This window comes from Streptomyces dioscori (genome assembly GCF_003024195.1).
Lineage (GTDB): Bacteria > Actinomycetota > Actinomycetes > Streptomycetales > Streptomycetaceae > Streptomyces > Streptomyces dioscori.
In genome coordinates this window covers 60,384-85,043 of record NZ_KZ679058.1, presented here as the reverse complement: position 1 = coordinate 85,043, position 24,660 = coordinate 60,384, and the positions used below count along the sequence as shown (strand labels likewise).

Here is a 24,660-nt window from a genome sequence, read left to right as displayed (position 1 = left end):
CTCGTGCACCCATTGCTGCGTACAAGTGAGGAAGTAGGTGACGCGCTGGCCGAGAACCGGCCCGTTGTCGCCCTGGAATCGACGGTGATCGCCCACGGACTGCCCTACCCGGGCAACGTGGAGACGGCGCTCGCCATCGAGAAGGCCGTCCGGGAGTCGGGTGCCGTCCCCGCGACCGTCGGTCTTGACGGCGGGCGGTTCACCGTGGGCATGTCCCCCGACGACATGGAGCGCTTCGCGGTCGGCACCGAGGTGCCCAAGGTGTCCAGCAGGGACGTCGGTGTCGTACTGGCCGGTGGCGGCCTGGGAGCCACCACGGTGGCCTCGTCGATCGTCGCCGCGGATCTCGCGGGCATCCCGTTCTTCTCCACGGCGGGCATCGGCGGTGTCCACCGCGGTGCGGGCGAGAGCTTCGACATCTCCGCCGACCTCGTGCAGTTCACGCGGAGCAAGGTCGCCGTGGTCTGCGCCGGCGCGAAGAGCATCCTGGACCTGGGCCTGACGCTGGAGTACCTGGAGACGCTCGGTGTGCCGGTGATCGGCTACCGCTTCGACCACTTCCCCGCCTTCTACTGCCGTTCCAGCGGTCTGCGCGTCCCCCGGCGGATCGACGACCCGGGCGACATCGCCCGCGCGGTGCGGATGCACTGGGCGGCCGGGCTGCCCGGTGGCGCCCTGATCACCGCGCCCATCGACGAGGAACACGCCCTGGACAGCGACCTGATGGAGGGGGTCATCCAGGAGGCCCTGCGTGCCGCCGAGGACGACGGGGTGCGCGGTCCCGCCGCGACCCCGTATCTGATGAAGGCCGTCTCGCGGGCGACACAGGGCCGTTCCGCCGCGGCCAACCGCGAGGTCCTCATCAGTACCGCCCGGCTCGCCGGGCACCTCGCGGTCGCGTACGCCGCCACCGCCGAGCCGGACGGGCAGGTGGCCGCGGCATGACTACCGCGTTCGTCTTCGACATCGACGGCACCCTCGCCGACACCCCGTCCGCCATCGCCGCGCTGATCGGTGACGTGGTGCGCGGTCTCGGCGCCGATCCCTCGCACGCGGACGTGCTGGCCACGGTGGGCAAGCCGCTGGAGGCCTCTCTGGCGGGGCTGTTGGGCACGTGCGTCCACGACACCGTGACCGCCGAGGCCGCCGCCCGCTACCGCCGCCGCTTCACCACGGACGTCCTCAGCAGGGGGCCTGAGCTGCTGCTGCCGGGCGTGACCGAAGGGCTGGAGCGGCTGCGGCGGTCGGCGGGACATCCGCTCGGCATCGCCACCTCCAAGATCTATGCGAGCGCCCACGCGCTGCTGGACGCCACCGGCATCCTCAATCGGTTCGACACCGTCGTCTGCCACAACATGGTCGAACGCGGCAAGCCCCACCCCGACATGGCGCTGCGGGCCCTGGCCGACCTCCGCGCACAGGCCTCGCGGTCCTGGTACGTCGGCGACACCGTCACCGACATGACGATGGCCCGTGCCGCCGGCCTGCGGACCGTGGCCGTCTCCTACGGCGTCGACACCGCCGAGGCGCTCAAGGCCGCCGGCGCCGACCATGTCGTGGCCGACTTCCCCTCGGTGATCGACGTCCTCCTGCGCGGAACGCCGCTCACCGCCCGCGTCACGACCCCCGCCACGGCCGGCGCCTCGACCCACGCCACGACCCGCGTCACCACCCGAGCCCTCACCGGGACCAGCCCGGAACCGACCGGAGCCCTGTCATGACCACCGCCCAGACCCCTCAGACCTCCCCCCAACCCTCCCCCGAGACCTCCGACCCCGCGCTCTCCCCCGCCCCCACGTCCACCCGGTTCACCGGCCGTAAGGTGGCCGCGCTGCTGGCCCTGTCCATCGCCCAGTTCCTGGTGGCACTCGACTACTCGATCATCTACGTGGCGCTGCCCAGCATCGGATCAGGTCTCGGCCTGGCCCCGGAACGGCTCCAGTGGGTCGTGTCGGCGTACGCCGTCTTCTTCGCCAGTTTCCTCGTGGTCGGGGGCCGGGCCGCCGACCTGACCGGTCCGCGCCGGCTCTTCCTCGGCGCGCTGGGCCTGTTCGGTCTGGGCTCGCTCGCCGCCGGACTGGCCGGGGACCAGTGGCTGCTGGTCGCCTCCCGTGCCGCCCAGGGCATCGGCGCCGCCGCCCTGACCCCGGCGATGCTGGCCCTGATCGGTGCCGCGTTCCCGGCGGGTCCCGTCCGTTCCCGGGCCCTCGCGATCTGGGGCGCGATCGGTGCGGTGGGACTCGCGGCCGGTGTACTGATCGGCGGTGTGCTGACCGCCGCGCTCTCCTGGCGGTGGGTGTTCTTCGTGAACGTGCCGCTCATCGCGCTCACCGTCGTCCTCGCACTGCGGGTCCTGCCGGCCGGCGCGCGCACCAAGGCCTCGGTCAGGCACCTCAACATCCCCGGCGCCGCCCTGTTCACCGGCGCTGTGCTCTTCCTGGTGGCGGCGCTCACCCAGGCCGCGGTCGACGGCTGGGCCTCCGCGTCGTGCCTCGGCTGCCTCGCCGCGGCCGGCGCACTGGGCACGGCCTGGTCGGCGTACGACCGGCGTCCGGCCGCCACCCCGCTCATCCCGCCGGCCCTGCTGCGGGTGCGCTCGCTGGCCGGTGCGAGCGCGATGTCGGCGCTCTACATGGCGAGCGTCGGCGCCGAGTTCTTCCTGATCACGCTCTTCCTCCAGGACGTGTGGGGCTACGGTCCGCTGGGTGCCGGTATCGCCTTCCTGCCGCTGGCGCTGAGCGTGGTGGCGGGCAACCTCGTCACCGGGCGGCTCGCCGGGCCGTGGGGCATCCGCCGCACCCTCGCCACCGGATTCGCGGTCGGCGCGGCGGGCCTCGCCCTGCTAGGCCTCGGGACGGGCGGCTCGGACTACTGGACTGCCGTACTGCCGGGCCTGCTGGTCAGCGGGCTGGGCCAGGGCATGGCCTTCGCGGGGATGTACATCGCGGGCACCAAGGACGTGCCGGACAGCGAGCAGGGCACCGCGTCCGCCGTACTGACGACGACGCAGTACACGGGCGGCGCGACGGGACTGGCCGTACTGGTCCTCGTACTCGGTGACGCGCCAGCCGGCGGGGCGTTCGGGCGGGCGTACGCGCTGACCGCCGTCCTCGCCCTGGTGGCCGCCGCGGTGGCACTGCGGACCCTGTCGCCCCGTACGACGGCCGGCCGTACGGCTGCCGGGGGCGAGCGGTGACGCTCCCCCGAGTGATCGAACCCGGGGGCGGTCCCACCACGGTCGTCGGCGGCACCCCCGTCTCCTTCCTCGTCACCGGGGACGACACGGCCGGCCGCTTCGGCCTCACCGAGCACCGGTTGCCGCCCCGCGCACCCGGCGCCCCCCTGCACTTCCACAACGAACTGACCGAGATGTTCTACGTGGCGAGCGGCGACGTCCTGCTCACGCTGGGCGGGGAGCGGCGCGTCGCCGGTCCCGGCACGTTCATGATGGTGCCGCCCGGCACCAGCCACGCGTTCGGCAATCCCGGCACCGATCCCGCCACCCTGCTGGTGATGTTCACCCCGGACGGCGGCCGGGAGAGGTACTTCCGCGAACTGGGCGACCTGCTGAACTCGTCGCCCGAACCGACGCCCGAGATGCTGGAAGAACTGGCGCGCAGATTCGACCAGTTCCCGGCGGCCGAGGGCCTCGTAACCCCTGAGAAATCTTCCGGCACATCCTTCGACGCACACAACGAATGAGGAGAGAAACATGCCTGTGGTGACCGTGGACTGGTGGAAGGGCAACGACCGACAGAAACGAGCCGATCTCGTGGACGAGCTGACCACGACCGTGGCCCGGATCGCGGGATGCCCGAGAGACGTCGTGACCGTCCTCGTACGGGATGTCGAGCAGGATCACTGGGGCCGTGGAGGCGTCCTCGCCGACACCCCGATCGAGGAGCCGGCGGACCGTGCGCCGGTGCCCGCGGAGGCCGAACCCGCGTTGTCGAGGCGCCCTTGACAAAAACCGACGCACACGGCCGGTGGCCGACGGTTTGTGCCGTCGGCCACCGGCCGTGTGCGGTTGCGTTTTCGCTACGGAACGCCGGGCGGGGCGGGGGGACTTCGGCTGCGGGCCGGTGGGGGCGGGTCGCGCAGTTCCCCGCGCCCCTCAGAGGTGGGGCTGCGTCCCTGACCTCTGACGCGGCCGGGAAACGTACGGGAACTACGCTCCGCAACACAGTCGGTGCAGAAACGATGCTTCGCGTCGTGCCGTTCCCGTGCTCCGCGAGGGGCTCCTTCGCGGCCGGGGCAGCCGACCGCCAACGCCCGTCCGCGGTAGGCCCGTTGCACCCGGTCCGTTCACCCGTCGGCGACCTGCGCAAAGCCTGAACCCCTACAAAAACTTGTCCGATATCCACCAGCGCGCCCCGCGCCGCCGACACGAGACACCGGAAGCCTCACCGGTCGGTACACATTGTGAGTCAGGATGTACACGACAGCGACGGCCGCCCGACGCGGTTCCCTGCGGAACATCGAGGAACGGGAAGCGCTCCGCGGTACCGCCGCGAGCTCCTCCCCGCAGGCGAGCAGCGAGGTGGTGGCCGCCCCCGGACCGAGGAGAGGGCACGCGCCATGCGCCAAACACCGCCCGTACGCTTTCGCATCCTCGGATCTCTGGAATGTTGGGACGGTGACGAGCGCGTCCACGTCGGCGGGCCCGTCAGCGAACGCGTCCTGGTGACGCTGCTCCTCGAACCCCAGCGCGTCCTGCCCGTGCACCGGCTCGTCGAAGCCGTCTGGGACGAGGACGCCCCCGCCACCGCGGCCCACCAGGTGCGCAAGGCCGTCGCCGAACTGCGCCAGCGCATCCCCGACGGACGCACCCTCATCGCGACGGACGGCCCCGGCTACCGCGCCGCCGTCACGACCGAGCAACTGGACCTGCTGCAGTTCACCGACGCCCTGCGGCGGGCCCGCGACCACGCCGCCGCCGGCCTCGCCGTGGAGGCGACGGCACTCCTGCGCGAAGCGGTCGCCCTGTGGCGCGGCCCGGTACTGTCCGGCAACGGCGGAGCGGTCGTCGACGCGGCCTCCGCCTCGCTGGAGGAACGCCGCATGACCGCGGTGGAGCAGCTCTTCGACCTCAGACTGGAGGCCGGGGAGGGCGCCGAACTGGTCGCCGGGATCCGCGAGGCGATCGGCGGCAACCCGCTGCGCGAGACCCTCCGCGGCCAGCTCATGCTCGCCCTGTACCGCTCGGGCCGGCAGGCCGAGGCACTGGAGGAGTACGGGAACATCCGCGCCCTGCTCGACGAGGAACTCGGCATCCAGCCGGGCGACGCCCTGCGCGAACTGCACCAGGCCATCCTGCGCAACGAGCCCTCCCTGACCGTCGCCGCCGCGCCCTCGCCGACCGCGGCCCCGGCCGTGACCGGCAGCCGCTCCACCCTCCCCTACGACCTGCGGGACTTCACCGGCCGCGAGGAGGAACTGCACAAGCTGCTCGGCTTCGTCGAGGGCGCCACCGGTTCGGGCCCCCTGATCATCGCCATCGACGGCATGGGAGGCAGCGGCAAGACCTCCCTCGCCGTGCGCGCCGCCCACCGTCTCACCGAGCAGTACCCCGACGCCCAGCTCCACCTCGACCTGCGCGGCTACACCCCGGGCGAGGAACCTCTCGCCCCGCCCGCCGCGGCCGAGGCCCTGCTGCGCATGCTCGGCGTCCCGGGCGAACGCATCCCCGACGACCCGCAGGGCCGTATCAACCTGTGGCGCTCCACCATGACCAAGCACCGCATGATCCTGTTGCTTGACAACGTAGTCGACGAGGCTCAGGTGAAGCCGCTCCTCGCCTCGCCCACCGGCACGGTCGTCCTGATCACCAGTCGCGCCCTGCTCGTGGACCTCGACGCGGCGCACTCGGTGTCCCTGGGCACGATGGCACCGCCGGACAGCGTCACGTTGATCGTCGGCATCATCGGAGAACGCCGTGCGGAGGCCGAACCCACGGCCGTCGCCGACCTCGCCGACCTCGCCGGACACCTCCCGCTCGCCCTGCGCATCGCCGCGGCACGACTGCGCAAACGACCCCGCTGGACCGTGCGCTACCTCGTGGACCGGCTCCGCGACGACACCCACCGCCTCGCCGAACTCAGCGCGGGCGAACGCAGCGTGGAGGTCACCCTGCGGCTGTCGTACGAGGGACTGGGCGCCGACTACCGCAAGTCCTTCCGCCTCCTCGGCCAGTACCCGGGCGCCGATCTCGACGTCTACACGGCGGCGGCCCTGCTCGACCTGGGGGTCAGGGACGCGGAGGACGTCCTGGAGTACCTGCTCGACATGCATCTCGTCCAGCAGCACGAGCCGGGCCGCTACGCGTTCCACGACCTCGTGCGCAGCTTCGCCCTCATGCTGTCGCACACACGGAGTTCCGGTGGCACCGGCGAGTTCTCCGAGGAGGCCGCGGGCGCGGTCCGGCGCCTGCTGGAGTTCTCCCTCACCGCCTCGGACGCCGCCTGCGACCTGCTCTTCCCCGGCCGGGTGCGGATGGCCCGCCCGACGCCCTCGTTCCAGCCGGAACTGGCCCCGCTGGCCACGCCGGAAGCCGCCCGCGACTGGTTCGAGCGCGAGCAGGACAGTCTGCTCGCGGCGATCGCCCTGGCCTTCCGCCGGGGCCTTGACCGCGAGGTCGCCCTGCTCGCGGCGAACGTCGTCTTCCACCTCGATCTGCGGGGCAGGCTCGACGACTTCCTCGCCCTGTGCCGCACCGCGCTCGCCGCGGCCCGCCGGCTGAACGAGGCCGATCTCCTGCGGCTGAGCCTGTCCAACCTGGCGGTGGCCTGCTGGAAGCGCGGCAGGTTCGAGGACGGCATAGCGGCGGCGGTCGAGGCGCACGAACTGGCGGTGGAACTGGGCGACCGGCGCGGCCAGGCCAAGGACACCGGCGTCCTGGGTCTGCTGCTCGCCACCACCGGCCGCTTCGACGAGGCACTGCCCCGGCTGGAGCAGTCGATCGCCCTCAAGCGCGAACTCGGCGCCGAGCGGGCCGAGTCGGAGTCCCTGTCGAACGTCAGCGGCGTCTACATGGAGCGCGGCTGCTTCGAGGAAGCGGTGAGCGCGGCGACCCGGTCCATCGAACTCGCCCGCACACTGGGCGCGTCGGAGAAGGAACTCGTGGGGCTGAGCGATCTCGCGCAGGTCCAGCTGGCCATGGGTGAGGTGGCGACGGCCGCCCGCACGCTGGCGGCGGCCCGCGAGCGCGCCCCCGGCGCGCTGGCCCCGGCCGACCGGGCGCTGCAGCTGGTCCTCTCCGCGGAGGCCGAGGGCCGGCTCGGGCGGCGGCAGCAGGTGCTGCCCTGGGTGGAGGAGGCCCTTGCCACCAAGGGGCTGGAGGACGCGCCCGTACGGGAGGTCACCGTGTGGAACACCGCGGGGCGGTTCTTCCACCGGGACGGCGACGCCGAACGGGCGCTGGGCCTGCACCGGCAGGCCCACGCGTCCGCGGCCCGGCTGGGCCACCGGGTGGAGGAGGCCTACGCCCTGGACGGCATCGCCCGGTCCCTGGCGGCGCTCGGTGACACCGAGGGGGCGGCCGAGCGGGGGGCCGCCGCCGAGGAGGCGTTCCGTGCGATGGGGATCCCCGGCCGTCACCGCCTGGCCGACTGACGTGCCTGTCGGATGACGTGCCTGTCGGATGAACCGCCACATGCCGATGCCCGCCGTTCGTCACGGCGGGCATCGGCATGTGGGGCGAGGTTCAGCGGTTCAGCGCGCGGGGCGGACGCGACGTCCGGGGACTGGTCCGGGATCGAGCCTCAGGCGGCTCAGGCGGCTCAGGCGGCTCAGGCGGCGTAGAAGTTGGGGCCCTCGTCACCGTTCACACCGTCGGTGACGACGTTGGGGCCTTCGTCACCCTCCACGCCGGCCGTCACGACGTTCGGACCCTCATCACCTTCGGCGTCGGCCGTGACGACGTTCGGACCCTCGTCGCCCTCCACACCGGCCGTCACGACGTTCGGACCCTCGTCGCCCTCGGTGCCCGCCGCCACGACGTTGGGGCCTTCGTCACCCTCCACGCCGGCCGTCACGACGTTGGGGCCCTCGTCGCCTTCTGTGCCGGCCGCGATGACGTTCGGGCCCTCGTCGGAGGCGAGGGTGCGGGCCGGGGCGGTGTCCAGGGCGAGCGAGAAGCCGGAGGCGAAGTTCGGGCCCTCGTCCGACGCGGGGCTCACGGCGGCCGTCCCGGCGGCGACACCGGCTGCGAGAGCCAGGGTGACCGCCGCGGAGGCGAAGAGACCGGCCGAGGTTCCGAAGCCCTTGAGAATCATGTTGTCCGCCTTCTGTCGTCGCGATCTGCGGTGCTGACAGAAAGAAAGGTCGCGCCGGGCGCTCCCGGCCCGTTCCGCTTCCGTTACCGGCCCATCGGGCACGGCGGGGAAGCACCCGGGAACCACATCGGCAGGGCCCGGACACGCCCACGACGACCGCCCGCACGGCCTGCTCGGGGCTGTGCGGGCGGCGTACGGCTACGGCGTACGACAGGGGTGTACGAGAGGGTGTACTGCAGCGGCGTACCGGACCTCAGAGGTGGTCGGGGCGCCGGCTCACCTCCGCGCGCAGCAGCCGTCCCGCCTCGGTGACCGTCTCGGCCGCCTCCTGCGTGGACTCCGCGCTCAGCAGCACATAGCCGTCCCCGCCGCCTCCGTGGCCGGGGATGTCGTCCCCGGACGCGTACGGGAAGTGGACCCGGTGCACTCCGGGCAGCTCGGAGATCGATTCGAGGCCCGACACCGACAACAGCCGCCCCACGGGCAGCCGGTAGGACGCGACGGCGGCGTACCGGTCGGCCGTCGGCACGTTCACGGGTTTACCGGCCAGCGCCTGGACGAGTTCCGCCTCTGCGCTGAAACTCGTCGCCAGCTCGATCAGCGAGGCGAGCGGCTCGTCCGGGTAGTCGGCCCGGGAACGCACCACGCGTGGACCGTCGGCCGTCAGGACGACCACGGTGTAGGCGTAGCCGAACTCGTACCCGGCGAGGTCGAGCAGCTCGGTCGCGATCGCGCGGGCCTCCGCCTCGTCCCGTTCCCCCAGCGGTGCGGGGAAGAGATGGCTGCTCGGATGCCAGGCTCCGTGCAGCGCCACGACACCGACGACCCGGTGCATACCGTCGACGGTGAGCGTCACGACGCCGTACTCCGGGCCCTCCAGATACTGCTCCACGAGATAGGAACGCTCACCGGCCGACCCGCTGGGACAGGCCGCGGTCCGCGTGGAGGACGGCAGGGTGCGTACGGTGACGGGCGCGCCGATCTCCTCGACCGCGGCGGGCAGTTCCTGGGCCGTACGGGCCTGGGCGGCGGGTACGTACGAGTGCCTGCTGCCGTTGAGCAGGGCCCTCATCGCCGCGGGCTCGCCCAGCAGCCGGGCGGCGTCGACCGGGTTGGGGGTCACGCCGAGACGGGCCGCGGTCTTCGCGACCGCGGGAAGGGCGGCCGTGCCGGCGAAGGCCAGCAGCCGTTGCGTCCCGTGGACGCGGACCGAGGTGTCGATCGCCTCGGTCAGCGCGGTCTCGTCGGTGAGGTCGACGAGGTCCACCGGTATCCCGGGGGGAATGTCGTCGACCGGACAGTTCGGAGTATCGGGGTACGCCCCGGATTCCGGGGATTCCGGGGATTCCAGGGATTCCGGGGACTCCGGGGACTCCGGTGACTCCGGTGACTCCGGTGACTCCGGTGACTCCGGTGACTCCGGTGACTCCGGGGTGAGGGAGGCGTCCGCGAGCACCCGTACGGCGAAGCCCGCCGCGACGGCCTCGCGGACGAGGCGGGTCGAAGGACAGAGCAGCAGCAGGCGCTGCGGAGCACTGTCCGGGGGGTGAGGCTCTCGGTAGCGGTCGGCCGTCGCGCTCATGGCTGGCTCCTCGTCTCCTCGACGGCGGGCGGGATCCGGCGGCTGTCGCGCACGCCCGTGTCCCGCGTGCCCCGGACAACTGACGGCCGGGCAACTGATGGCCGGTCGGCTGATGGTTCGTACATGTGTGGATGCTTCCTTGCTGCGTGAGGGCGCCGGACCGACTGTTCCGGTCGTGCCCACGCGTCTCCGCGCGGAGTGGCGCTCGACGGGAGTGTCCTGCCGCCCGTTCCCGGATCCCTCCCCGTACGTTCCCGGCCGGGCCGCCGAGCCGCTCCCGCGCGCCGGTGGGCAGGGGGAACCGGGCGGGAAGAGAGCGGGAACGGCATCGGGCACCGTCTTCTCGGGACCTCGACCACAGCAACGGCCGTCGGGCTCCCCCCTCCTCACCGGGAGCGGACCGTGCCCCCGCACACCGTCCCGGACCCGTCCACGGCCGCCCTTCCTCACCGACTGGAGCCCCCATGAGCGCCACCGACAAGGAGCCCACTGACAAGGAGCCCGCCTCTGTCCTGCCCTTCCGGCGGACCGACGCGGCCGGCACCCGGACCGCCGGGCCGACGGCCACGCCGCCGTCCCTCCCCGGTACCGGTCCGCTGCGGCTGGCGCGGGTGATGCGGGAGGACCTGCGGGTCGTCGTCGAGCGCGACCCCTCCGTCCGCGGCCGTCTCGAAGCCGCGCTGCACCCCGCGCTGACCGCCCTGTGGACGCACCGGGTCGCCCACCGGCTGCACACGGGCGGACACCGGATGACGGCACGGCTGCTGGCCCGCTGGGCACGGCGGCTGACCGCGGTCGAGATCCATCCCGGGGCGGTCCTCGGCCGCCGGGTGTTCATCGACCACGGAGCCGCGGTGGTCATCGGCGAGACGTGCACCGTCGGCGACGACGTGACGATCTACCACCAGGTGACGCTCGGCGCGGTCGGCTGGTGGAGCGACAACAACAGGCCGCAGGGCGACCGCCGGCATCCGGTCGTGGGCCGGAACGTCATCCTCGGCACCAACGCCACCGTGCTCGGCCCGGTGACCGTCGGCGACGACGCGATCATCGGCGCGCAGGCCCTGGTCAACAAGGACGTGCCGGAGGGGACGCGGATGCTGGCCGCCACCGCTTCCGGACGCACGCCGGGCCGCCCGGCCGAGGACACCATCGCGAGCATCGCCTCGGCCGGTTCCTGGTAGCCGCTCCCCCGCCACCGACCCTCCCGCCTCCGGACCTCCCCGCTCCGGACTCCCCCGCTCCGAATCTCGCGGCTCCGAACCTCCCGGCTCCCGCCCGTCCGCCTTGCGCGCCACCGGTCCGCCTCCCTCCGGTCTCCCCGCCCGCAGACCGGTGTTCCCGCCCTTTCCGCCCGCAGGCCCAGATCTGACAAGGAATCACACCATGCGCACCCTCGCACCGCACACCTCCCGACCGTCCCTGGTCCGGCCGGCCGTCGCCGACGGCATCGACGACCTGGTGGGCGCCACCCCGCTGATACGGCTGAGGCTAGAAGGCCTGGCGGCCGGCGCCGAGATACTGGCCAAGCTGGAGGCCGCCAACCCGATGTCCAGCAGCAAGGACCGGGCGGCCCTGTACATGCTCAGGGCGGCCGAGGCGCGCGGCGATCTGGCGCCGGGCGGCACGATCGTCGAGGCCACCTCCGGCAACACCGGTATCTCGCTCGCCGCCCTGGCCGCGGCCCGCGGTTACCGCTGCGTCATCGTGCTGCCCGACAACGCGACGACCGAGCGGGTGCGGCTGCTGGCGGCGCTGGGTGCCGAGGTCGTCCAGACCCCCGCCGACCGCGGCTACCCGGGAGCGATCGAGAAGGCCGAGGAGATCCACGCGTTCACCCCGGGCTCCTGGTTCCCCTGCCAGCACGAGAACGCGGACAACGTCGAGGCCCACTACGCCACCACCGGCCCCGAGATCACCGGCGCGCTCACGGCGACCGGCCGCCGCGTCGACACCCTGGTCTGCGCGGTGGGCACCGGCGGCACCCTCACCGGGATCGCCCGTCATCTGCGGGAGCACGACTCCGGGGTACGGATCGTCGCGGTCGAGCCGCAGGGGTCCCCGCTGCTGTCGGGCGGTCAGGCCGGACGGCACCGCATCCCAGGCCTCAACGGCGGGTTCATCGCCCCGACGACCGACGTCTCCCTGATCGACGAGGTCATCGCCGTCAGCGACGCCGACGCGCTGCACACCGCCCGCCGGCTCGCCGCCGGGCAGGGCCTGTTCGTCGGGGTGTCCTCCGGTGCGGCCGTGCACGCCGCGCAGTCGGTGGCCGCCCGCCCCGAGTACCGCGACAAGACCGTCGTCACCGTGCTGCCGGACACCGGCGAGCGGTACCTGAGCATGTGGGAGGACCCGTCATGACGCTGCTCGTCTCGACCCTGAAGAGGTTCGGCGACGCCGTCAAGGTCCGTATCGGGGAGACCACCACCACCCGGTACATCGCGCTCGCCGAGACCACCGACGGCCGCCTCGGCCTGTTCCACCACCACATGCTGCCGGGCGCCGCCGGAGCGGCCCCGCACTACCACACCCGGATCTCGGAGTCGTTCTACGTAATCTCCGGAGAGGTCACCGTCCATGACGGCACCGGCTGGCACAAGGCCCACGCCGGCGACTTCCTGCACGTGCCGGAGCACGCCGTGCACGGCTTCCGCAACGACAGCGACGCACCGGCGGAGATGCTGATCATCTTCACGCCGGCGGAGAACCGTGAGGCCTACTTCACGGGTCTGGCGGAGCTGTTGGCCGACGGGAACACCCCGTCGCGGGCCGAGATGGTCGCGCTCATGGAGAAGTACGACCAGTTCGAGGTCGACGAGCCCTGACCCGGCGCTCCTCCCGGAACACGACCGTCCGCCGTTCCCCGTACCAGCTCCCCCGCTCCCGCTCCCTGTCCCCGTTCCTGTTCCCCGTCCCCGTTCCTGTTCCCCGTCCTTGCTCTCCGTCCCGTTTCCGTTCGACGACCCTCAGGAGTCATCACATGCATCCCGTCAACTGGGCCCGCTTCGGCCTGCTCGCCGCCCTGTGGGGGTGCAGCTTCGCCTTCATCAAGGTGTCGCTGGACGCCTTCGCCCCGCTCCAACTCGCCTTCGGGCGGCTCCTCGTGGGCGCCCTCGTCGTCGGCCTGATCCTCGCCGTGACCAAGGGAGCCTTCCCCGACCGCGCGGTCTGGGGACACATCGCCGTCGCCTCGGTGTTCGGCAACGTCGTGCCGTTCACCCTCTTCGCCGTCGGCGAGCAGCACACCACCGCGACCATCGCCGGGGTCATCCAGGGCGCCACACCGCTGGTGACCCTGGGGCTCGCCGCCCTGGCCATCCGCACGGAGAAGCCCACGGCCCGCAAGGTGACCGGTCTCGTGATCGGCTTCGTCGGACTGATCGTCGTGGTCGGACCGTGGCGGACCGACGGATTCGGGTCCATCGGCGGTCAACTGGCGTGCGTCGGGGCGGCGGTGAGTTACGCGATCAGCTTCGTCTACCTCCGCCGCTTCATCTCCCCGTACAAGATCCCGGCGCTCTCCGTGACCGCCGCGCAGCTCACCTCCGCGATGGTCATCACCGGTCTGATCACCACGTTCAGCATCGGCTGGGACCTGCCGGGCGAGCTGACGGCCGGGCCGCTGCTGTCCCTCCTGGTGCTCGGCGGCGCCTCCACGGGTATCGCCTTCGTCCTGATGAACCGGCTCATCGCGGACGCGGGACCGACCACGGCCTCCGGCGTCAACTACCTGGTCCCGGTGTTCTCCGTGATCGTCGGTGCGGCTGCCCTCGGCGAGTCCGTCACGTGGAACGTGCCGGTGGGCGGCGCGGTGGTCATCGCGGCGCTGGCTCTGGCGGAGGGGCGCTTGCCGCTGCCCGCGCGGCGCGCGGCCGAGCCGCCGGCTGCCGCTCAGGTACCGCCCGTTCCCGACCCGGCCGCGCCGACCGGCCCGGTCGACCCGATCGAGCCGACAAACCGGGTCGACCGCACGGACCGCACGGACCGCACCGACCGGACGCAGCCCGTGGCCGCCCAGGAGGCCTGCTGAGACGGCTTCTTCAGGCCCGCCCGGGCCGGTCGACGGCCTCTCCAGGCAACTCCGCACAGCAGCACGCCGCACGGCGCGCCCCCTGCTCAGGGGGCGCGCCGTGCGGCGTTCGCGTGTGTCAGCTGCTCAACGCCCGCGTGTCCCGGCCCCGAGGGCCGGCGCCCGGATGCGTGGTGCGCCGTGCCGTTCCCCGCGCGCCTCAAGGCAAAAGACTGCGCCGTTCCCCGCGCCCCTTATGGGGCGCAGCCCTGTTCTTCGGGTGCGGGGAACCGCGCGAGCGGTCCCCGCCAGGCGCGCCCCCTCCCGGTTCCCGCGTCCGCTCCCCCCTCCGGGAGCGACGCGGGACACGACCGGGAACCGGGCGCGCGAACCTGCGGGAGGAAGAGAGAAGGAGCCACAGAAGCCCCTCCGGCCACTGTGGCCCCACCCACTCATCTCTCCCGTATCCCCCCGTCCCTCCCGTCTCCCTCGTCCCGCCCCCGATTCCCCCACCGCACCAGCGGGTCGACGCCACCGCACCGGCCCTCGTACACAGGAAGCAGCCACCGGAATGCCCCCATCCACCGCATCCGCACCCGCATCCGCACCCACTCCGGCCACCGCCCTCGGTGACGCCCGCATCATCACCGCGGCCGAGTTCGAGTTCCACCCCGTCGCCGACGCCGGAGCCGGCGCCCGCACCACGGTCGCCACCCCCGTCAGCCCGGCCGCGGGCGCCACCCATGTCACCCTCCACGTCGTCCGGATAGCCGCCGGCGAGTCGTACTCCCCCGAGCACAGCGCGGCCGAGGAGAACACGGTCGTGGTCTTCTCGGGGACGGGCACCGCGGCCGTCGGTGAGCTCGAATCCCCCGTCGAGCGCGGCTCCGCCGCCTACGCCCCCACCGGTCGCGCCCTCACCCTCACCGCGGACGGCGACAGCAGGGGCCTGACCGCCTACGTGTGGCGCACCCCGCTCGCGGACGCCCTCGTCGGGAGCGATCCGGTCCTGCACTCCTCCCTGTGGGACGACACCACCCAGCTGCGCGGCTTCGGCGGCACCGGGCAGGTCGACGCGGCCGAGCGCCGGGCCACCATGAACTTCGTCTTCTGGCCCGGCAACGGCAGCAGCCGCCTGTGTCTGCACTGCGGCATCCAGCAGCCCGGCGAGACCTTCAACGTCCATCTCCACCCCGACAGCGACGAGGCGTTCATCGCCTTCGAGGGTGTCGGCCAGATGTATCTGCGCGACCGCTGGATCGACGTGAGCGCCGGTGACGTCCTGTACGCCTCGCCCGGAGTGCTGCACGGCGCCCGCAACCCGCACACAGGTCCCACCGCCCGCCGCTTCGTGACGTGCGGCGGACCCAGCCCCTTCGACCCGGCGCTCTACTCCGCCGCCGGCTACTCCTCACAGGTCAGGTGAACGCAGCGTGTGCCGCATATACGGAACCTTCAACGTCCATTCCGACGAAGCCGAACTGCGCCGCGTCGCCGACCTGATGCACCACGGCGGTCCCGACGCCCAGGGGGTCGCGCACCGGCCCGACTGGGCCCTGGGCAACAACCGCCTGTCGATCATGGACCCCGAGGGGGGCGCCCAGCCGTACCACCTCGGCCGGGTCACCGTGGTCTTCAACGGTGAGATCTACAACCACCGCGAGCTGCGTTCGCGGCTGGCCGGCCTCGGCTTCCACTTCGACGACCTGTGCGACGGCTCGATCCTGCCCGCGCTGTACATCACGTACGGGGACCGGTTCGCCGAGCACCTGGACGGCATGTACTCGGTGGCGGTCATGGACCTGCGGGAGACCCCCCGCATGGTGCTGGCCACCGACGACTCGGGCATGAAGCCGCTCTACTACCACTGGGACCGTGCCGCGGGCCGCTTCCACTTCGCCTCCGAACTCCCCGCGCTGCTCGGCTTCGCCGGGGTGAGGGCCGAGGAGGACGAGGCAGGTCTCGACGCCTACCTCACCTCGAAGACGCCTTTCGGCAACCGCACCATGTTCCGCGGGATCCAGGTGTTCCCGCCGGCCGCCACCGTCCTGCTCAACGCCCGGGACGGACTGCGGATCAAGCAGCGTCCGATGGCCCACGAGCAGGGCCTGCGCCCCGACAAGGACCGCACCCTGGAAGAGGCCGGTGACCAGCTGCGCGACCTGCTGTCGGAGGAGGTGTCGCGGCTCCTGATCGCGGACGCCCCCGTCGCGGCCGTCACCTCCGGCGGGCTCGACTCCAGCCTCGTCACCGCGCTCGCCGCCCAGGCGCTGCGGGACGGCGGCGGCACCGGCAGCCTGCACACCTTCAACATCGCCTACACCGGCACCTGGCCCAGCGACGAACGCGCGTACGCCGCCGAGGTCGCCCGCGCCGCGGGCACCACCCACCACCAGGTCGAGGTCGATCCGGCCACCTTCCCGGACCTCATGACCGACGTCGTACGCCACCTGGGGCAGCCCAACGCCGACCCCATCACCCTGTCCACCTTCTCCCTCTTCCGCGCGGTCCGTGACGCCGGCTTCAAGGTCGCCCTCACCGGCGACGCGGCCGACGAACTGTTCAGCGGCTACTCCCGGATGACCCAGGCGGTCGCCGCACACCACGGTTCGGGCTGGATCGACGGCTACCTCGACCATCTCGCCGCCGTCCCACGGGCCCTGCGCCAGAGCCTGTACACCGACGAGTACGCGTTCGCCGTGAACGGGGTCGGTCCCGCCCTGCCGCCCGGCATCCGGCGGATCCTGCACAGCAGCCCCGGCACCCGGCTGCAGCGCATCGGCGCGGTGGAGCAGCGCTACCGGCTCCCCGCCTACCACCTGCGGCGCGTCGACCATCTGTCGATGGCCAGCTCGGTCGAGGTGCGGCTGCCGTTCACCCAGCCGTCGATCGTGCGCTTCGCCTCGACCCTCACCGACGAGCAGCGGCTCGTACCGGGTCTGGGGGTGAAGCGGGCCCTGTACCAGGCCGCGCGGGGGCTGATCCCGCGCAGTGTGCTGGAGCGGCCCAAGCAGCCCTTCACCCTCCCGGTCACCGCGATGCTCACGCCCGGCCAGCGGCTGTGGACCCTCGCCCGTGACGTCCTGTCGCCCCACACCCTGCGCGCCGACGGCCGGATCCGCCCCGAGCGGGTCGACGCCCTCTTCGACGAGCAGGCCACCCGCCCCAGCGACGCCGTCTCCCTGGCTCTGTGGTCCCTGATGTCGCACCAGCTGTGGCGCCAGGAGTTCTTCGCCACGGCCCAGGCCCCGGTCACGCTCCACACTCCGGTCCGAGTCCTCCAGGAGGCGGCGTGACCGTCAGCCTCGCCCGTGCGCACGGCACCCCCTGCCCGACCGCCGTGATGGACGCGCGCACCCTGCCCGACTCGGAACCCGAACTCCTCGCCCGGCTCTCCGAGTTACGGTCGGCCCTGGCCGACCAGGGAGCCTCGGACGTCCTGAAGAACGCCCTCGTGCAGCCCTCCCGGCATCCTCTGTTCGACCTGGACTACCGCTTCGTCCAGTCGATGCCGGACAGTTTCGACAGTTTCGACCTGCGCGGCTCCTGCGGCCACTCCATCCTGGCGGCGGTCGAGGCGGCGGCCCGTACCGGCATGATCCAGCCCCTGGTGGCCGGCTGCCGGGTCCGGGTCAACGTCCTCAACAACGGGGACAACGTGGTGTGCGAGGCGGAGGAGACCGACGACGGGGGCACCCGTTTCACGGCCCATTTTCTCTGCTCGCCGCCGCGACCGGTGAACGACCTCCTGATCACCGGTGAGCCCGTCACCGGCATCCCCTTCGAGGGGCGCACGGTTCCGGTCTCGCTGGTCTCCATGGGCAATCCGTATCTCTTCGTGCACGCCGCGGAACTCGGCGTCCACACGGTCGAGGACCTCTTCGCCGACGACCTCGTGCTCTTCGACCGGATGACCAGGCTGCGCCTCGCGGTCTGCCGGACGCTGGGCTGGGACACCACCGGCGCCTTCCCCAAGGTGGCCGCGCTGCTCCCGGACGGTCCGGGCGCCCTCGCGGTCCGCGCCATCTCCGTACCGTCCTGGCATCCGACGGTGGCGCTCACCGGGGCCACCTGCCTCGCCGCGGGCGCCGCCGTGGAGGGCACGATCCCCTACCTGCTGTCCGGTGTCTCGGAGCAGCCGGACAGCGATCTGCTCTCCCTGCGCACCCCGGGCGCCACGGTCCGCGCCTCGGCCCGTATCGCGGGCGGCCCCGGCGACCGCCGGCTCGCCTGGATCTCCGTCGCGGAGAAGCAGGTCGACTACGCCGGCCTCTTCCTGCCCGCCCCCACCTCCGAGGAGTTGTCATGGCTTCCGCTGACAGCCTGACCGTGCCCGAAGCCCGGGCACTGGCCGGGACCGACGTACCGCTTCCCGCTCCGGTCGGCGATCTGTCCACCGGACCGACCACCGGCCCCTCCCCTCGTCCCTCCACCGGACCGACCACCAGTCCGTCGACCGGTCCGTCCGCGGGCCCGTCCACCGGCCTGACCGCGTCGATGCGTGAACGCCTCGCCGCCGCCGCCCGCGACGCCGACGCGAGCGGCGAACCCGACCGGCCCGCGCTGGCCCTGCTGCGCGAGACCGGACTGCTCGGACTGGCACTGCCGTACGAGTACGGCGGCACCGGCGCCGACGCGCACGGCCTCAACTCGGCGGTCGCACAGGTGGCGCAGGTCAACGCCTCCGCCTCGATCATGCTGTTCCAGCACTACGCGGTCAGCAGGCGCATCCTCGAACACGGCAGCCCTGCTCTGCGGCGCCGCCTGCTGCCCCAACTCGCCCGCGGTGACTGGCTCGCCGCCTCCGCCTGGAGCGAGACGGGGGCGGGCGCAAACAAGAAGCAGCTGTCCACGATCGCCCGCCGCACGCCCGACGGAGGCTGGGTCCTGGACGGCGCCAAGTCCTTCACCACCAGTGCCGGGCTCGCCGACATCTACCTGGTGCTGGCGCAGACCGAGGAGCCCGCGCCGGACGCCGCCCCGGACACCGGCTACGGCTCCGCCGGCCAGACCTTCTTCCTGATACCGGCGGACGCGCCCGGCCTGATACCCGACACCTCGATGCGGCTGACCGGCATGCGCGGTTCGGCGACCGGTTTCGTCTCCGTGCAGGACTGCCACGTACCCGACACCGCCCGGCTCGGCCCGGTCGGCGCCGCCGCCTCGATCATCGCCGGGGTCCGGGACAGCGGTGCCACGCTCGGTGCCGTGTCCGTCGGCCTGGCCGAGGCGGCACTCGCTCTCGCCCACCGGCACGCCGAGCGGCGCGGGCTGCTGGCCCAACAGGCCGTCCGGCACCGGCTGGTGGACATCGCGGGTGAGGTCGAGACCGCCCGCGCGGTCGTCGAGCGGGCCGGCCGGCGCACCGCCGACGACCCGGGGATCGCCACCCTCCACTCCAAGCTCGTCGCCTCCTCGGCGGCCGAGCGCGTCATCAACGCCGTCGAGCGGCTGCTGGGCTCGGCCGGCTATGTCGCCTCGAACGAGATCAACCGCTACGGCCGCGACGCCCGTGCCGTCGCCCTGATGGGACCGACCAACGACCTCTGCAAGGAACTGGTGAGTCTGACGTGGAACCGCTGAAGCCCCGATCGGCCGATCCTTCCGCCGGTCTGCCCGCCGCCTTCTCCGCCGGTCCTCCCGGCGCCGCTCCCACAGGCCCGCCGGCCGGCCCGCCCGCCGGTCCTGCCGCCGAGCTGATCGTCGAAGGGGGCCGCCTCGTCACCCCGGACGGCGTCCGCGACGGAACGGTGATCGTGCGGGACGGCCGGGTAGCGGCCCTGCTCACGCCGGGCGAGCCCCTGCCGCCGGGCCCGCGCCTCGACGCCGCCGGCCGTTACGTGCTGCCGGGCCTGATCGACTCCCACGTCCACTTCCGCACACCCGGTCTGGAGTACAAGGAGGACTGGGAGCACGGCAGCCGGGCGGCCCTCGTCGGCGGTGTGACGACCGTGATGGACATGCCCAACACCCGTCCGCCGTCCCTGGACGAGAGCAGCATGCTCGCCAAGGCCGCCGTGATCCAGGGCACTTCATGGATCGACTACCGCTTCCACATGGGCGCCGACCCCGACCATCCCGAGCTGCTGGCCGACTTGGACCCGCGCATAGCCGGCTCGGCGAAGGTGTTCATGGCGGGACATCACACGGCCCCGGTCGTGTTCCGCGACGGCGAGCAGCTGCGGCGGGCCTTCGCAGCCGCCGCCCGCGGTGGGGTCCGGCTCGTCCTGCACGCCGAGGACCAGCACGTCTTCGACCTGCTCGACGCGAGCTCGGGCGCCCCGGACTCGTACGGCGGATACGAGCCGCACCGGCCGCGGTCCGGTGGGATCGTCGCCGTCGCCAACGTCGTCCGCCTGGTGCGCGAGTTCGGCACGAAGACGCACATCCTGCATGTGTCGTCGGCGGAGGAGGCCGATCTGCTGTCGGCCGCCGCGGCCGAGGGGCTGCCCCTCACCTACGAGGTGACCGGCCACCACCTGTCGTTCACGCACGACGACACCACCCGGCGTGGTCCGCGGACCCGGCTCTCCCCCGCCATCCGCGAGTGCCGTGACCAGAAGCGGCTGTGGCAGGCCGTGCTGCGCGGCGAGGTCGCCACCCTGGGCAGCGACCACGCCCCGCACACGGTGGAGGAGAAGAACCGTCCGCCGGCCGACGCGCCGCCCGGCCTGCCCGGCGTCCAGGAGCTGGCCACGGCCGTCTGGACCGGCCTGCGGACCCGTGACATCGCCCCCGACGAGGCGGCCTCGCACCTGGCCCGGCTCATGGGCGAGGGGCCCGCCCGGCTCTTCGACCTGGCGGGCAAGGGCCGGCTCGAAGTGGGTGCGGACGCGGACCTGACCCTGCTGAACCCGTCCGACCGCTGGCAGTTCTCCGCGCACGACGTCCAGGCGCTGTGCGGCTGGTCCGCGTACGAGGGCTGGACCTTCACCGGACGCTTCACCAGCACGGTGAAGGGCGGCCAGGTCGTCTGGGACATCCGGGACGGGTTCTCCGGCCGCCCCGAGGGCCGCTGGCTGCAGGGCACGGCCCGGCCTCTGGAGGTGGCCCGATGAGTTCGACACTGCTCGAATCCCAACTGCCCCAATCCCAGTCCCCGCCCGGCACGGCCGGCGCTCCAACCGGCGGTCCGTCCGGCACCCCGCCCCAGGACCTCGCCGAGGCCTTCCGCGCCGCGATGTCAGCCCTGGCCGCCCCTGTCACGCTCGTCACCTGCTACGACGACCTGGGCAGGCCACGCGGCCTGACGGCCAGCGCCGTCAGCTCACTGTCCCTCACCCCGCCGCTGTTCCTCGTCTGCCTCGACCGCAACTCCCGTACGCACGACACGCTGACCGGCGCCGAGGACTTCGCCGTGCACCTCCTCGGCCCGGGTGAGGAACACCTGGTCAAACGCTTCATGCGGCCGGCCGAACACCGCTTCGACGGCGTACCCCTGGCCGCGGACTCCCACCGGGCCCCCGTCATCAGGGACGCCTCACTGACCCTCCACTGTGTCCGCCACGACGTCCTGGAAGGAGGCGACCACACGATCCTCGTGGGACGGGTGACCGCTGTGCGCGGCGAGCCCACGCACTCGGGCGGCCTGCTCTGGCACCGACGGGGCTTCGCCCACGCGCGACGCCCATGACCCGGACGGGGGCTGCCACCGCGACGCGGCCGGCAGCCCCCGTCCGGGATCCGGCACGGAAAAAGAGGGAAGACAGATCGTCATCGACGTGGTTACCATGCGGGCGATGAACACCTTCTCCTTTTCCGGATTGGGGGAATCATTCGCGCAAGGTGAGTGCTGATGGCACCTCACTTCGCGAATGAGATTCCTTCCCACCTGCTGATGTGGCGGCGCGTACGTGAGTACGCCGTGCCACCGTCCATGATCGAGAACGCGACCGCGCGACGTGCGGTCGGCGACTGGGCGGGGGCGTGCGCCGCCGCCCGTGTACACGTCGATCTCGATCTGCGCGCCGTGCGCCGTCGGCACGGCACCCAAGTCGTCACCCGCCTCCGGGAGGACCTGCGCCGGCTGGCGCCGGATCTGCTCCGCTGGCACATGCCCCGCATCGCCCCGGACGGACGACTCCGTCCCGGACTCACCATCTCGCTCGCCCGCTACGGGAGTTACGCCGACCCGCCTCTGCACCTGGTGGTGCGGACCCCGCCGGCCTGGGCGGACGGCGGGCAGTGGATGTCCCTGGCGCTGTGGGAGGGATCGGGGAACGACTCCCCCGGACACCACCCCCATGGACACCACCCCCATCCACATCCCGAGCGGCGTTTCCGGCTGGATCTGCACCGGCATCTCTGGGACGCCGGGCGGAGCGGCGAGCTGCGGGCGCGATGCGGCGCCGAGAAGAATCCGCCGCACGACTCCCCTTGCGAGAGCCGCCGCTGGGCTGCCGAGGCCGAGTTGCTGTTGCGGGCCGAGGGGCTTCCGCGCGGGGCCTTCACCGTACGGCTCGGCGCCCGCAGACGGGCCGTACTCGAACTCGTCGCCCCCGACGACAGTCATGTCCCCACGCTCCAGCCCCTGCCCGAAGGTGTGCTGCCGCCGCAGGAGATCGCGGCGCTTCCGGTGCTGCCGGAGGCGGCGGCCCGGGTCCTGCCGGATCTGGAACTGCTGCGGACGGGACTCATCCCGCCCGAGCGGTTGCATCCGCTCGTCGCCACAGCGCTGGCGGGGTACGGGGTGACGCCGGCGGGTGGTCCCGTTCCCGAACCCGGTGATCCGCATCGCGTGGAGTGCCGTGGCGAGACCCATCGGATCGCGCTGCGGGACGGCGTGCTGACCGCGGTCGACCACGATCCTCTCCAACTGCGGCGCGAGGAACTGCTCGTGGCGCTGGGCGGGCCCGCGCTGCCCTGTCTGCGGGCGATCGACACGGTGCACCGCGATCCGGAGGCGCTGCCCGCGGTCCGGGAACGGCTCCGCCACGGTGACGTCGGCGGAGCACTGGCCGTCGTCGAAGGTCTGCTCGGTCCCGGTGCGGTGCTGCGCGACGGACCGCTCCGCGAGGAACTGGAACAGGCCGCGGCCCGGCACCTCGACCACGGGCTCTTCCGCTCGGGGCTGGTCGCCGTGCATCCCGCCGCCGGTTCGGCAGGCGGCGCGGACACCCCGGGCGACGAGGACCGCCCGGCTCGCGCGGGCGGCTCAGACGCCCCGGCCGGCTCGGGCGGCTCGGGCGGCTCGGGCGCAGGACGGGTGAAGGCCGGTCACCGCCCCCGGCTCGACCGTTTCACGCCGCTTCCGCTGCGCAGCAAGCTCATCGGCCGGTCCCGGCCCCGCACCGGTCTGGCCTCGTGACCGGCGAGCAGCCCAAGCCCCCTTCCCGTCCCCTCAACCCCCTCCAGGTGATGCCCATGACCAACAGCGCCATCAGCACCCTCCTGCCCACCCCGGCCCCGGCCGCCGGCACCCCCGTCCCCGTACCCTCGCCCGTCCCCGTACCGGATACGGACACGCACCTCGCCGTCGCCGACGGCCTGCTGGCCCTCCTGCGGTCGACCACCACCGAGCCGCGCCCCGACGAGCAGCTCGAAGCGCTCACCCTGGCCGTGGCGGCGGACCTGCCCGTGCTGCTCTGGGGTGAGCCGGGTATCGGCAAGACCGCCGCCCTGACCCAGCTCGCCGCCTCGCTCGACCTGCCGCTGACTACCGTGATCGCCAGCGTCCATGAGCCGTCCGACTTCTCGGGACTGCCCATCGTGGGCGAGGACCCCGCGGTGCAGGGCGTGCCGATGGCGCCGCCGCAGTGGGCCGTCGAGCTGGTACGGGCCGGTCGCGGGCTCCTCTTCCTGGACGAACTCTCCACCGCCACCCCGGCCGTGCAGGCCGCGCTGCTCCGGGTCGTCCTGGAGCGGCGGGTCGGCGCGCTCCAACTGCCGGCGGGCGTACGGATCGTGGCCGCCGCCAATCCGCGCGCGTCCGCGGCGGACGGATGGGAGCTGAGCCCGCCGCTGGCCAACCGGTTCGTGCACCTGTACTGGGTGCACGATCAGGAGGTGGTGGTGCGCGGTCTCGGCGGTGTCTGGCCCAGGGCCGAACTGCCGCGTCTGGCACCGGATCTGCTGGCGGAGGCGGTGGCCTTCTCGCGGCGCGTGGTGTGCGGCTTCCTGACCGCCAGGCCGACCCTCGTCCACCGGCTGCCGAGCACCGAGACGCGGCGCGGTGGTGCGTGGCCCTCGCCCCGGAGCTGGGACGCCGCGTTGACGCTGCTGGCGTTCGGCACGGCGGCCTCGGTCTCCCGCGAGGTGCTGGCCCTGCTCGTACGGGGAGCCGTCGGCGACGGACCCGGACTCGAACTCCTCGCCTATCTGGACCGGATGGACCTGCCGGACCCGGAGACCCTGCTCGCCGACCCGGCCGCCGCCGAGCTGCCGGAGCGGGGCGATCTGCGGCAGGCCACGCTGGAGGCGGTGGTGGCGGCCGTCGGAGCGCGGCCGGAACGGGAGCGCTGGGAGGCGGGCTGGGCGGTGCTGGTCCGGGCGCTGGAGACCGGCACCGCGGACCTGCTGGTCGCCCCCGCGACGGCGCTGGCCGCGCTGCGGCGCGACGGCTGGGAGGTGCCGGCGTCGATGGACCGGCTGGCCGGGGTGGTGGGTCTCGCCCGCCAGGCGGACCGGTCGGTGGAGCGGGTCGCGGCGGCGGCCGCGGCGGCCGAGCGCGCAGCGGCCGGAACACGCCGATGACGGGGGCCCCGCAGACTCCCCCGAGGAGCCCGAAACAGGCGGCTCCGCATCCCCGGCCGCGCCCGATGCCCCGGCCCGCGCCGCCGCGCCCGGTGCGGGCC

General features: G+C 73.0%; 20 protein-coding genes. 18 read left to right on the top strand and 2 right to left on the bottom strand.

Annotated features, from left to right (window positions below; translation table 11 throughout):
* The first annotated feature begins 3 nt into the window (after nt 1-3).
* The 6 genes from C6Y14_RS39070 to C6Y14_RS39045 all read left to right on the top strand — a co-directional run bounded on the left by C6Y14_RS39070 (nt 4) and on the right by C6Y14_RS39045 (nt 7,611).
* Nucleotides 4-945 (top strand): pseudouridine-5'-phosphate glycosidase, encoded by a 942-nt coding sequence (locus tag C6Y14_RS39070; RefSeq protein ID WP_107021659.1) that lies wholly within the window; start codon nt 4-6, stop codon nt 943-945.
* Nucleotides 942-1,721 (top strand): HAD family hydrolase, encoded by a 780-nt coding sequence (locus C6Y14_RS39065; RefSeq protein ID WP_107021658.1) that lies wholly within the window; start codon nt 942-944, stop codon nt 1,719-1,721. Before C6Y14_RS39070 ends, C6Y14_RS39065 begins: the two co-directional genes overlap by 4 nt.
* On the top strand, nt 1,718-3,196 hold the full coding sequence (locus C6Y14_RS39060; RefSeq protein WP_107021657.1) for an MFS transporter: 1,479 nt from the start codon (nt 1,718-1,720) through the stop codon (nt 3,194-3,196). Before C6Y14_RS39065 ends, C6Y14_RS39060 begins: the two co-directional genes overlap by 4 nt.
* Before the next feature lie 11 nt (nt 3,197-3,207).
* Nucleotides 3,208-3,702, top strand: a complete 495-nt coding sequence (locus C6Y14_RS39055; RefSeq protein WP_159074396.1) for a cupin domain-containing protein — start codon at nt 3,208-3,210, stop codon at nt 3,700-3,702.
* A 10-nt stretch (nt 3,703-3,712) separates the two neighbouring features.
* Nucleotides 3,713-3,964 carry a tautomerase family protein gene (locus tag C6Y14_RS39050; protein WP_107021655.1) on the top strand — a complete coding sequence of 84 codons (252 nt, stop codon included), beginning with the start codon at nt 3,713-3,715 and terminating at the stop codon, nt 3,962-3,964.
* A 614-nt stretch (nt 3,965-4,578) separates the two neighbouring features.
* Complete coding sequence (locus C6Y14_RS39045; protein WP_107021654.1) at nt 4,579-7,611, top strand: AfsR/SARP family transcriptional regulator; 3,033 nt, start codon at nt 4,579-4,581, stop codon at nt 7,609-7,611.
* 176 nt (nt 7,612-7,787) lie between these two features.
* Here C6Y14_RS39045 and C6Y14_RS39040 read toward each other — a convergent pair whose 3' ends face one another.
* Entirely contained in the window at nt 7,788-8,273 is a 486-nt protein-coding gene (locus C6Y14_RS39040; protein ID WP_107021653.1) for a hypothetical protein, read from the bottom strand.
* A gap of 253 nt (nt 8,274-8,526) precedes the next feature.
* Nucleotides 8,527-9,855: a hypothetical protein gene (locus C6Y14_RS39035; protein WP_107021652.1), complete on the bottom strand. Its 1,329-nt coding sequence runs from the start codon at nt 9,853-9,855 to the stop codon at nt 8,527-8,529.
* A 602-nt stretch (nt 9,856-10,457) separates the two neighbouring features.
* On the opposite strand from C6Y14_RS39035, the gene epsC reads away from it, so the two are divergent.
* From epsC to C6Y14_RS38975, 12 genes are all read left to right on the top strand, one after another.
* Complete coding sequence (gene epsC, locus C6Y14_RS39030; protein ID WP_107021708.1) at nt 10,458-11,039, top strand: serine O-acetyltransferase EpsC; 582 nt, start codon at nt 10,458-10,460, stop codon at nt 11,037-11,039.
* A gap of 202 nt (nt 11,040-11,241) precedes the next feature.
* A complete protein-coding gene (locus tag C6Y14_RS39025) occupies nt 11,242-12,219 on the top strand; it encodes a PLP-dependent cysteine synthase family protein (protein WP_107021651.1) in 978 nt (325 codons plus the stop codon).
* Nucleotides 12,216-12,683 (top strand): cupin domain-containing protein, encoded by a 468-nt coding sequence (locus C6Y14_RS39020; RefSeq protein ID WP_107021650.1) that lies wholly within the window; start codon nt 12,216-12,218, stop codon nt 12,681-12,683. The genes C6Y14_RS39025 and C6Y14_RS39020 overlap by 4 nt, the downstream gene beginning before the upstream one ends.
* A 155-nt stretch (nt 12,684-12,838) precedes the next feature.
* Nucleotides 12,839-13,888 carry a DMT family transporter gene (locus C6Y14_RS39015; RefSeq protein WP_107021649.1) on the top strand — a complete coding sequence of 350 codons (1,050 nt, stop codon included), beginning with the start codon at nt 12,839-12,841 and terminating at the stop codon, nt 13,886-13,888.
* 550 nt (nt 13,889-14,438) lie between these two features.
* Nucleotides 14,439-15,293, top strand: a complete 855-nt coding sequence (locus C6Y14_RS39010) for a cupin domain-containing protein (RefSeq protein ID WP_107021648.1) — start codon at nt 14,439-14,441, stop codon at nt 15,291-15,293.
* A gap of 7 nt (nt 15,294-15,300) precedes the next feature.
* Nucleotides 15,301-17,163, top strand: coding sequence for an asparagine synthase (glutamine-hydrolyzing) (gene asnB, locus C6Y14_RS39005; RefSeq protein WP_107021647.1), 1,863 nt, complete (start codon nt 15,301-15,303; stop codon nt 17,161-17,163).
* Nucleotides 17,160-18,194: a PrpF domain-containing protein gene (locus tag C6Y14_RS39000; RefSeq protein ID WP_225891504.1), complete on the top strand. Its 1,035-nt coding sequence runs from the start codon at nt 17,160-17,162 to the stop codon at nt 18,192-18,194. Before asnB ends, C6Y14_RS39000 begins: the two co-directional genes overlap by 4 nt.
* Nucleotides 18,173-19,450 carry an acyl-CoA dehydrogenase family protein gene (locus tag C6Y14_RS38995; protein ID WP_318658083.1) on the top strand — a complete coding sequence of 426 codons (1,278 nt, stop codon included), beginning with the start codon at nt 18,173-18,175 and terminating at the stop codon, nt 19,448-19,450. Before C6Y14_RS39000 ends, C6Y14_RS38995 begins: the two co-directional genes overlap by 22 nt.
* Nucleotides 19,438-20,925, top strand: a complete 1,488-nt coding sequence (locus C6Y14_RS38990; protein ID WP_404828901.1) for a dihydroorotase — start codon at nt 19,438-19,440, stop codon at nt 20,923-20,925. Before C6Y14_RS38995 ends, C6Y14_RS38990 begins: the two co-directional genes overlap by 13 nt.
* The gene (locus tag C6Y14_RS38985; protein WP_225891503.1) at nt 20,922-21,500 is read left to right on the top strand and encodes a flavin reductase family protein; all 579 of its coding nucleotides are present in this window, start codon (nt 20,922-20,924) and stop codon (nt 21,498-21,500) included. The genes C6Y14_RS38990 and C6Y14_RS38985 overlap by 4 nt, the downstream gene beginning before the upstream one ends.
* 162 nt (nt 21,501-21,662) lie before the next feature.
* A complete protein-coding gene (locus C6Y14_RS38980; RefSeq protein ID WP_107021646.1) occupies nt 21,663-23,174 on the top strand; it encodes a hypothetical protein in 1,512 nt (503 codons plus the stop codon).
* A gap of 50 nt (nt 23,175-23,224) precedes the next feature.
* On the top strand, nt 23,225-24,559 hold the full coding sequence (locus C6Y14_RS38975; protein WP_404828900.1) for an AAA family ATPase: 1,335 nt from the start codon (nt 23,225-23,227) through the stop codon (nt 24,557-24,559).
* Nucleotides 24,560-24,660 lie beyond the last annotated feature (101 nt).

What these genes read in the sequence shown, in the direction of transcription:
- C6Y14_RS39065 (WP_107021658.1), top strand. Translation starts at nt 942, where the DNA reads ATGACTACCGCGTTCGTCTTCGACATCGACGGCACCCTCGCCGACACC.
- C6Y14_RS39060 (WP_107021657.1), top strand. Translation starts at nt 1,718, where the DNA reads ATGACCACCGCCCAGACCCCTCAGACCTCCCCCCAACCCTCCCCCGAG.
- C6Y14_RS39050 (WP_107021655.1), top strand. Translation starts at nt 3,713, where the DNA reads ATGCCTGTGGTGACCGTGGACTGGTGGAAGGGCAACGACCGACAGAAA.
- C6Y14_RS39045 (WP_107021654.1), top strand. Translation starts at nt 4,579, where the DNA reads ATGCGCCAAACACCGCCCGTACGCTTTCGCATCCTCGGATCTCTGGAA.
- C6Y14_RS39040 (WP_107021653.1), bottom strand. Translation starts at nt 8,273, where the DNA reads ATGATTCTCAAGGGCTTCGGAACCTCGGCCGGTCTCTTCGCCTCCGCG.
- C6Y14_RS39035 (WP_107021652.1), bottom strand. Translation starts at nt 9,855, where the DNA reads ATGAGCGCGACGGCCGACCGCTACCGAGAGCCTCACCCCCCGGACAGT.
- C6Y14_RS39025 (WP_107021651.1), top strand. Translation starts at nt 11,242, where the DNA reads ATGCGCACCCTCGCACCGCACACCTCCCGACCGTCCCTGGTCCGGCCG.
- C6Y14_RS39020 (WP_107021650.1), top strand. Translation starts at nt 12,216, where the DNA reads ATGACGCTGCTCGTCTCGACCCTGAAGAGGTTCGGCGACGCCGTCAAG.
- C6Y14_RS39015 (WP_107021649.1), top strand. Translation starts at nt 12,839, where the DNA reads ATGCATCCCGTCAACTGGGCCCGCTTCGGCCTGCTCGCCGCCCTGTGG.
- C6Y14_RS39010 (WP_107021648.1), top strand. Translation starts at nt 14,439, where the DNA reads ATGCCCCCATCCACCGCATCCGCACCCGCATCCGCACCCACTCCGGCC.
- C6Y14_RS38995 (WP_318658083.1), top strand. Translation starts at nt 18,173, where the DNA reads ATGGCTTCCGCTGACAGCCTGACCGTGCCCGAAGCCCGGGCACTGGCC.
- C6Y14_RS38985 (WP_225891503.1), top strand. Translation starts at nt 20,922, where the DNA reads ATGAGTTCGACACTGCTCGAATCCCAACTGCCCCAATCCCAGTCCCCG.
- C6Y14_RS38980 (WP_107021646.1), top strand. Translation starts at nt 21,663, where the DNA reads ATGGCACCTCACTTCGCGAATGAGATTCCTTCCCACCTGCTGATGTGG.
- C6Y14_RS38975 (WP_404828900.1), top strand. Translation starts at nt 23,225, where the DNA reads ATGCCCATGACCAACAGCGCCATCAGCACCCTCCTGCCCACCCCGGCC.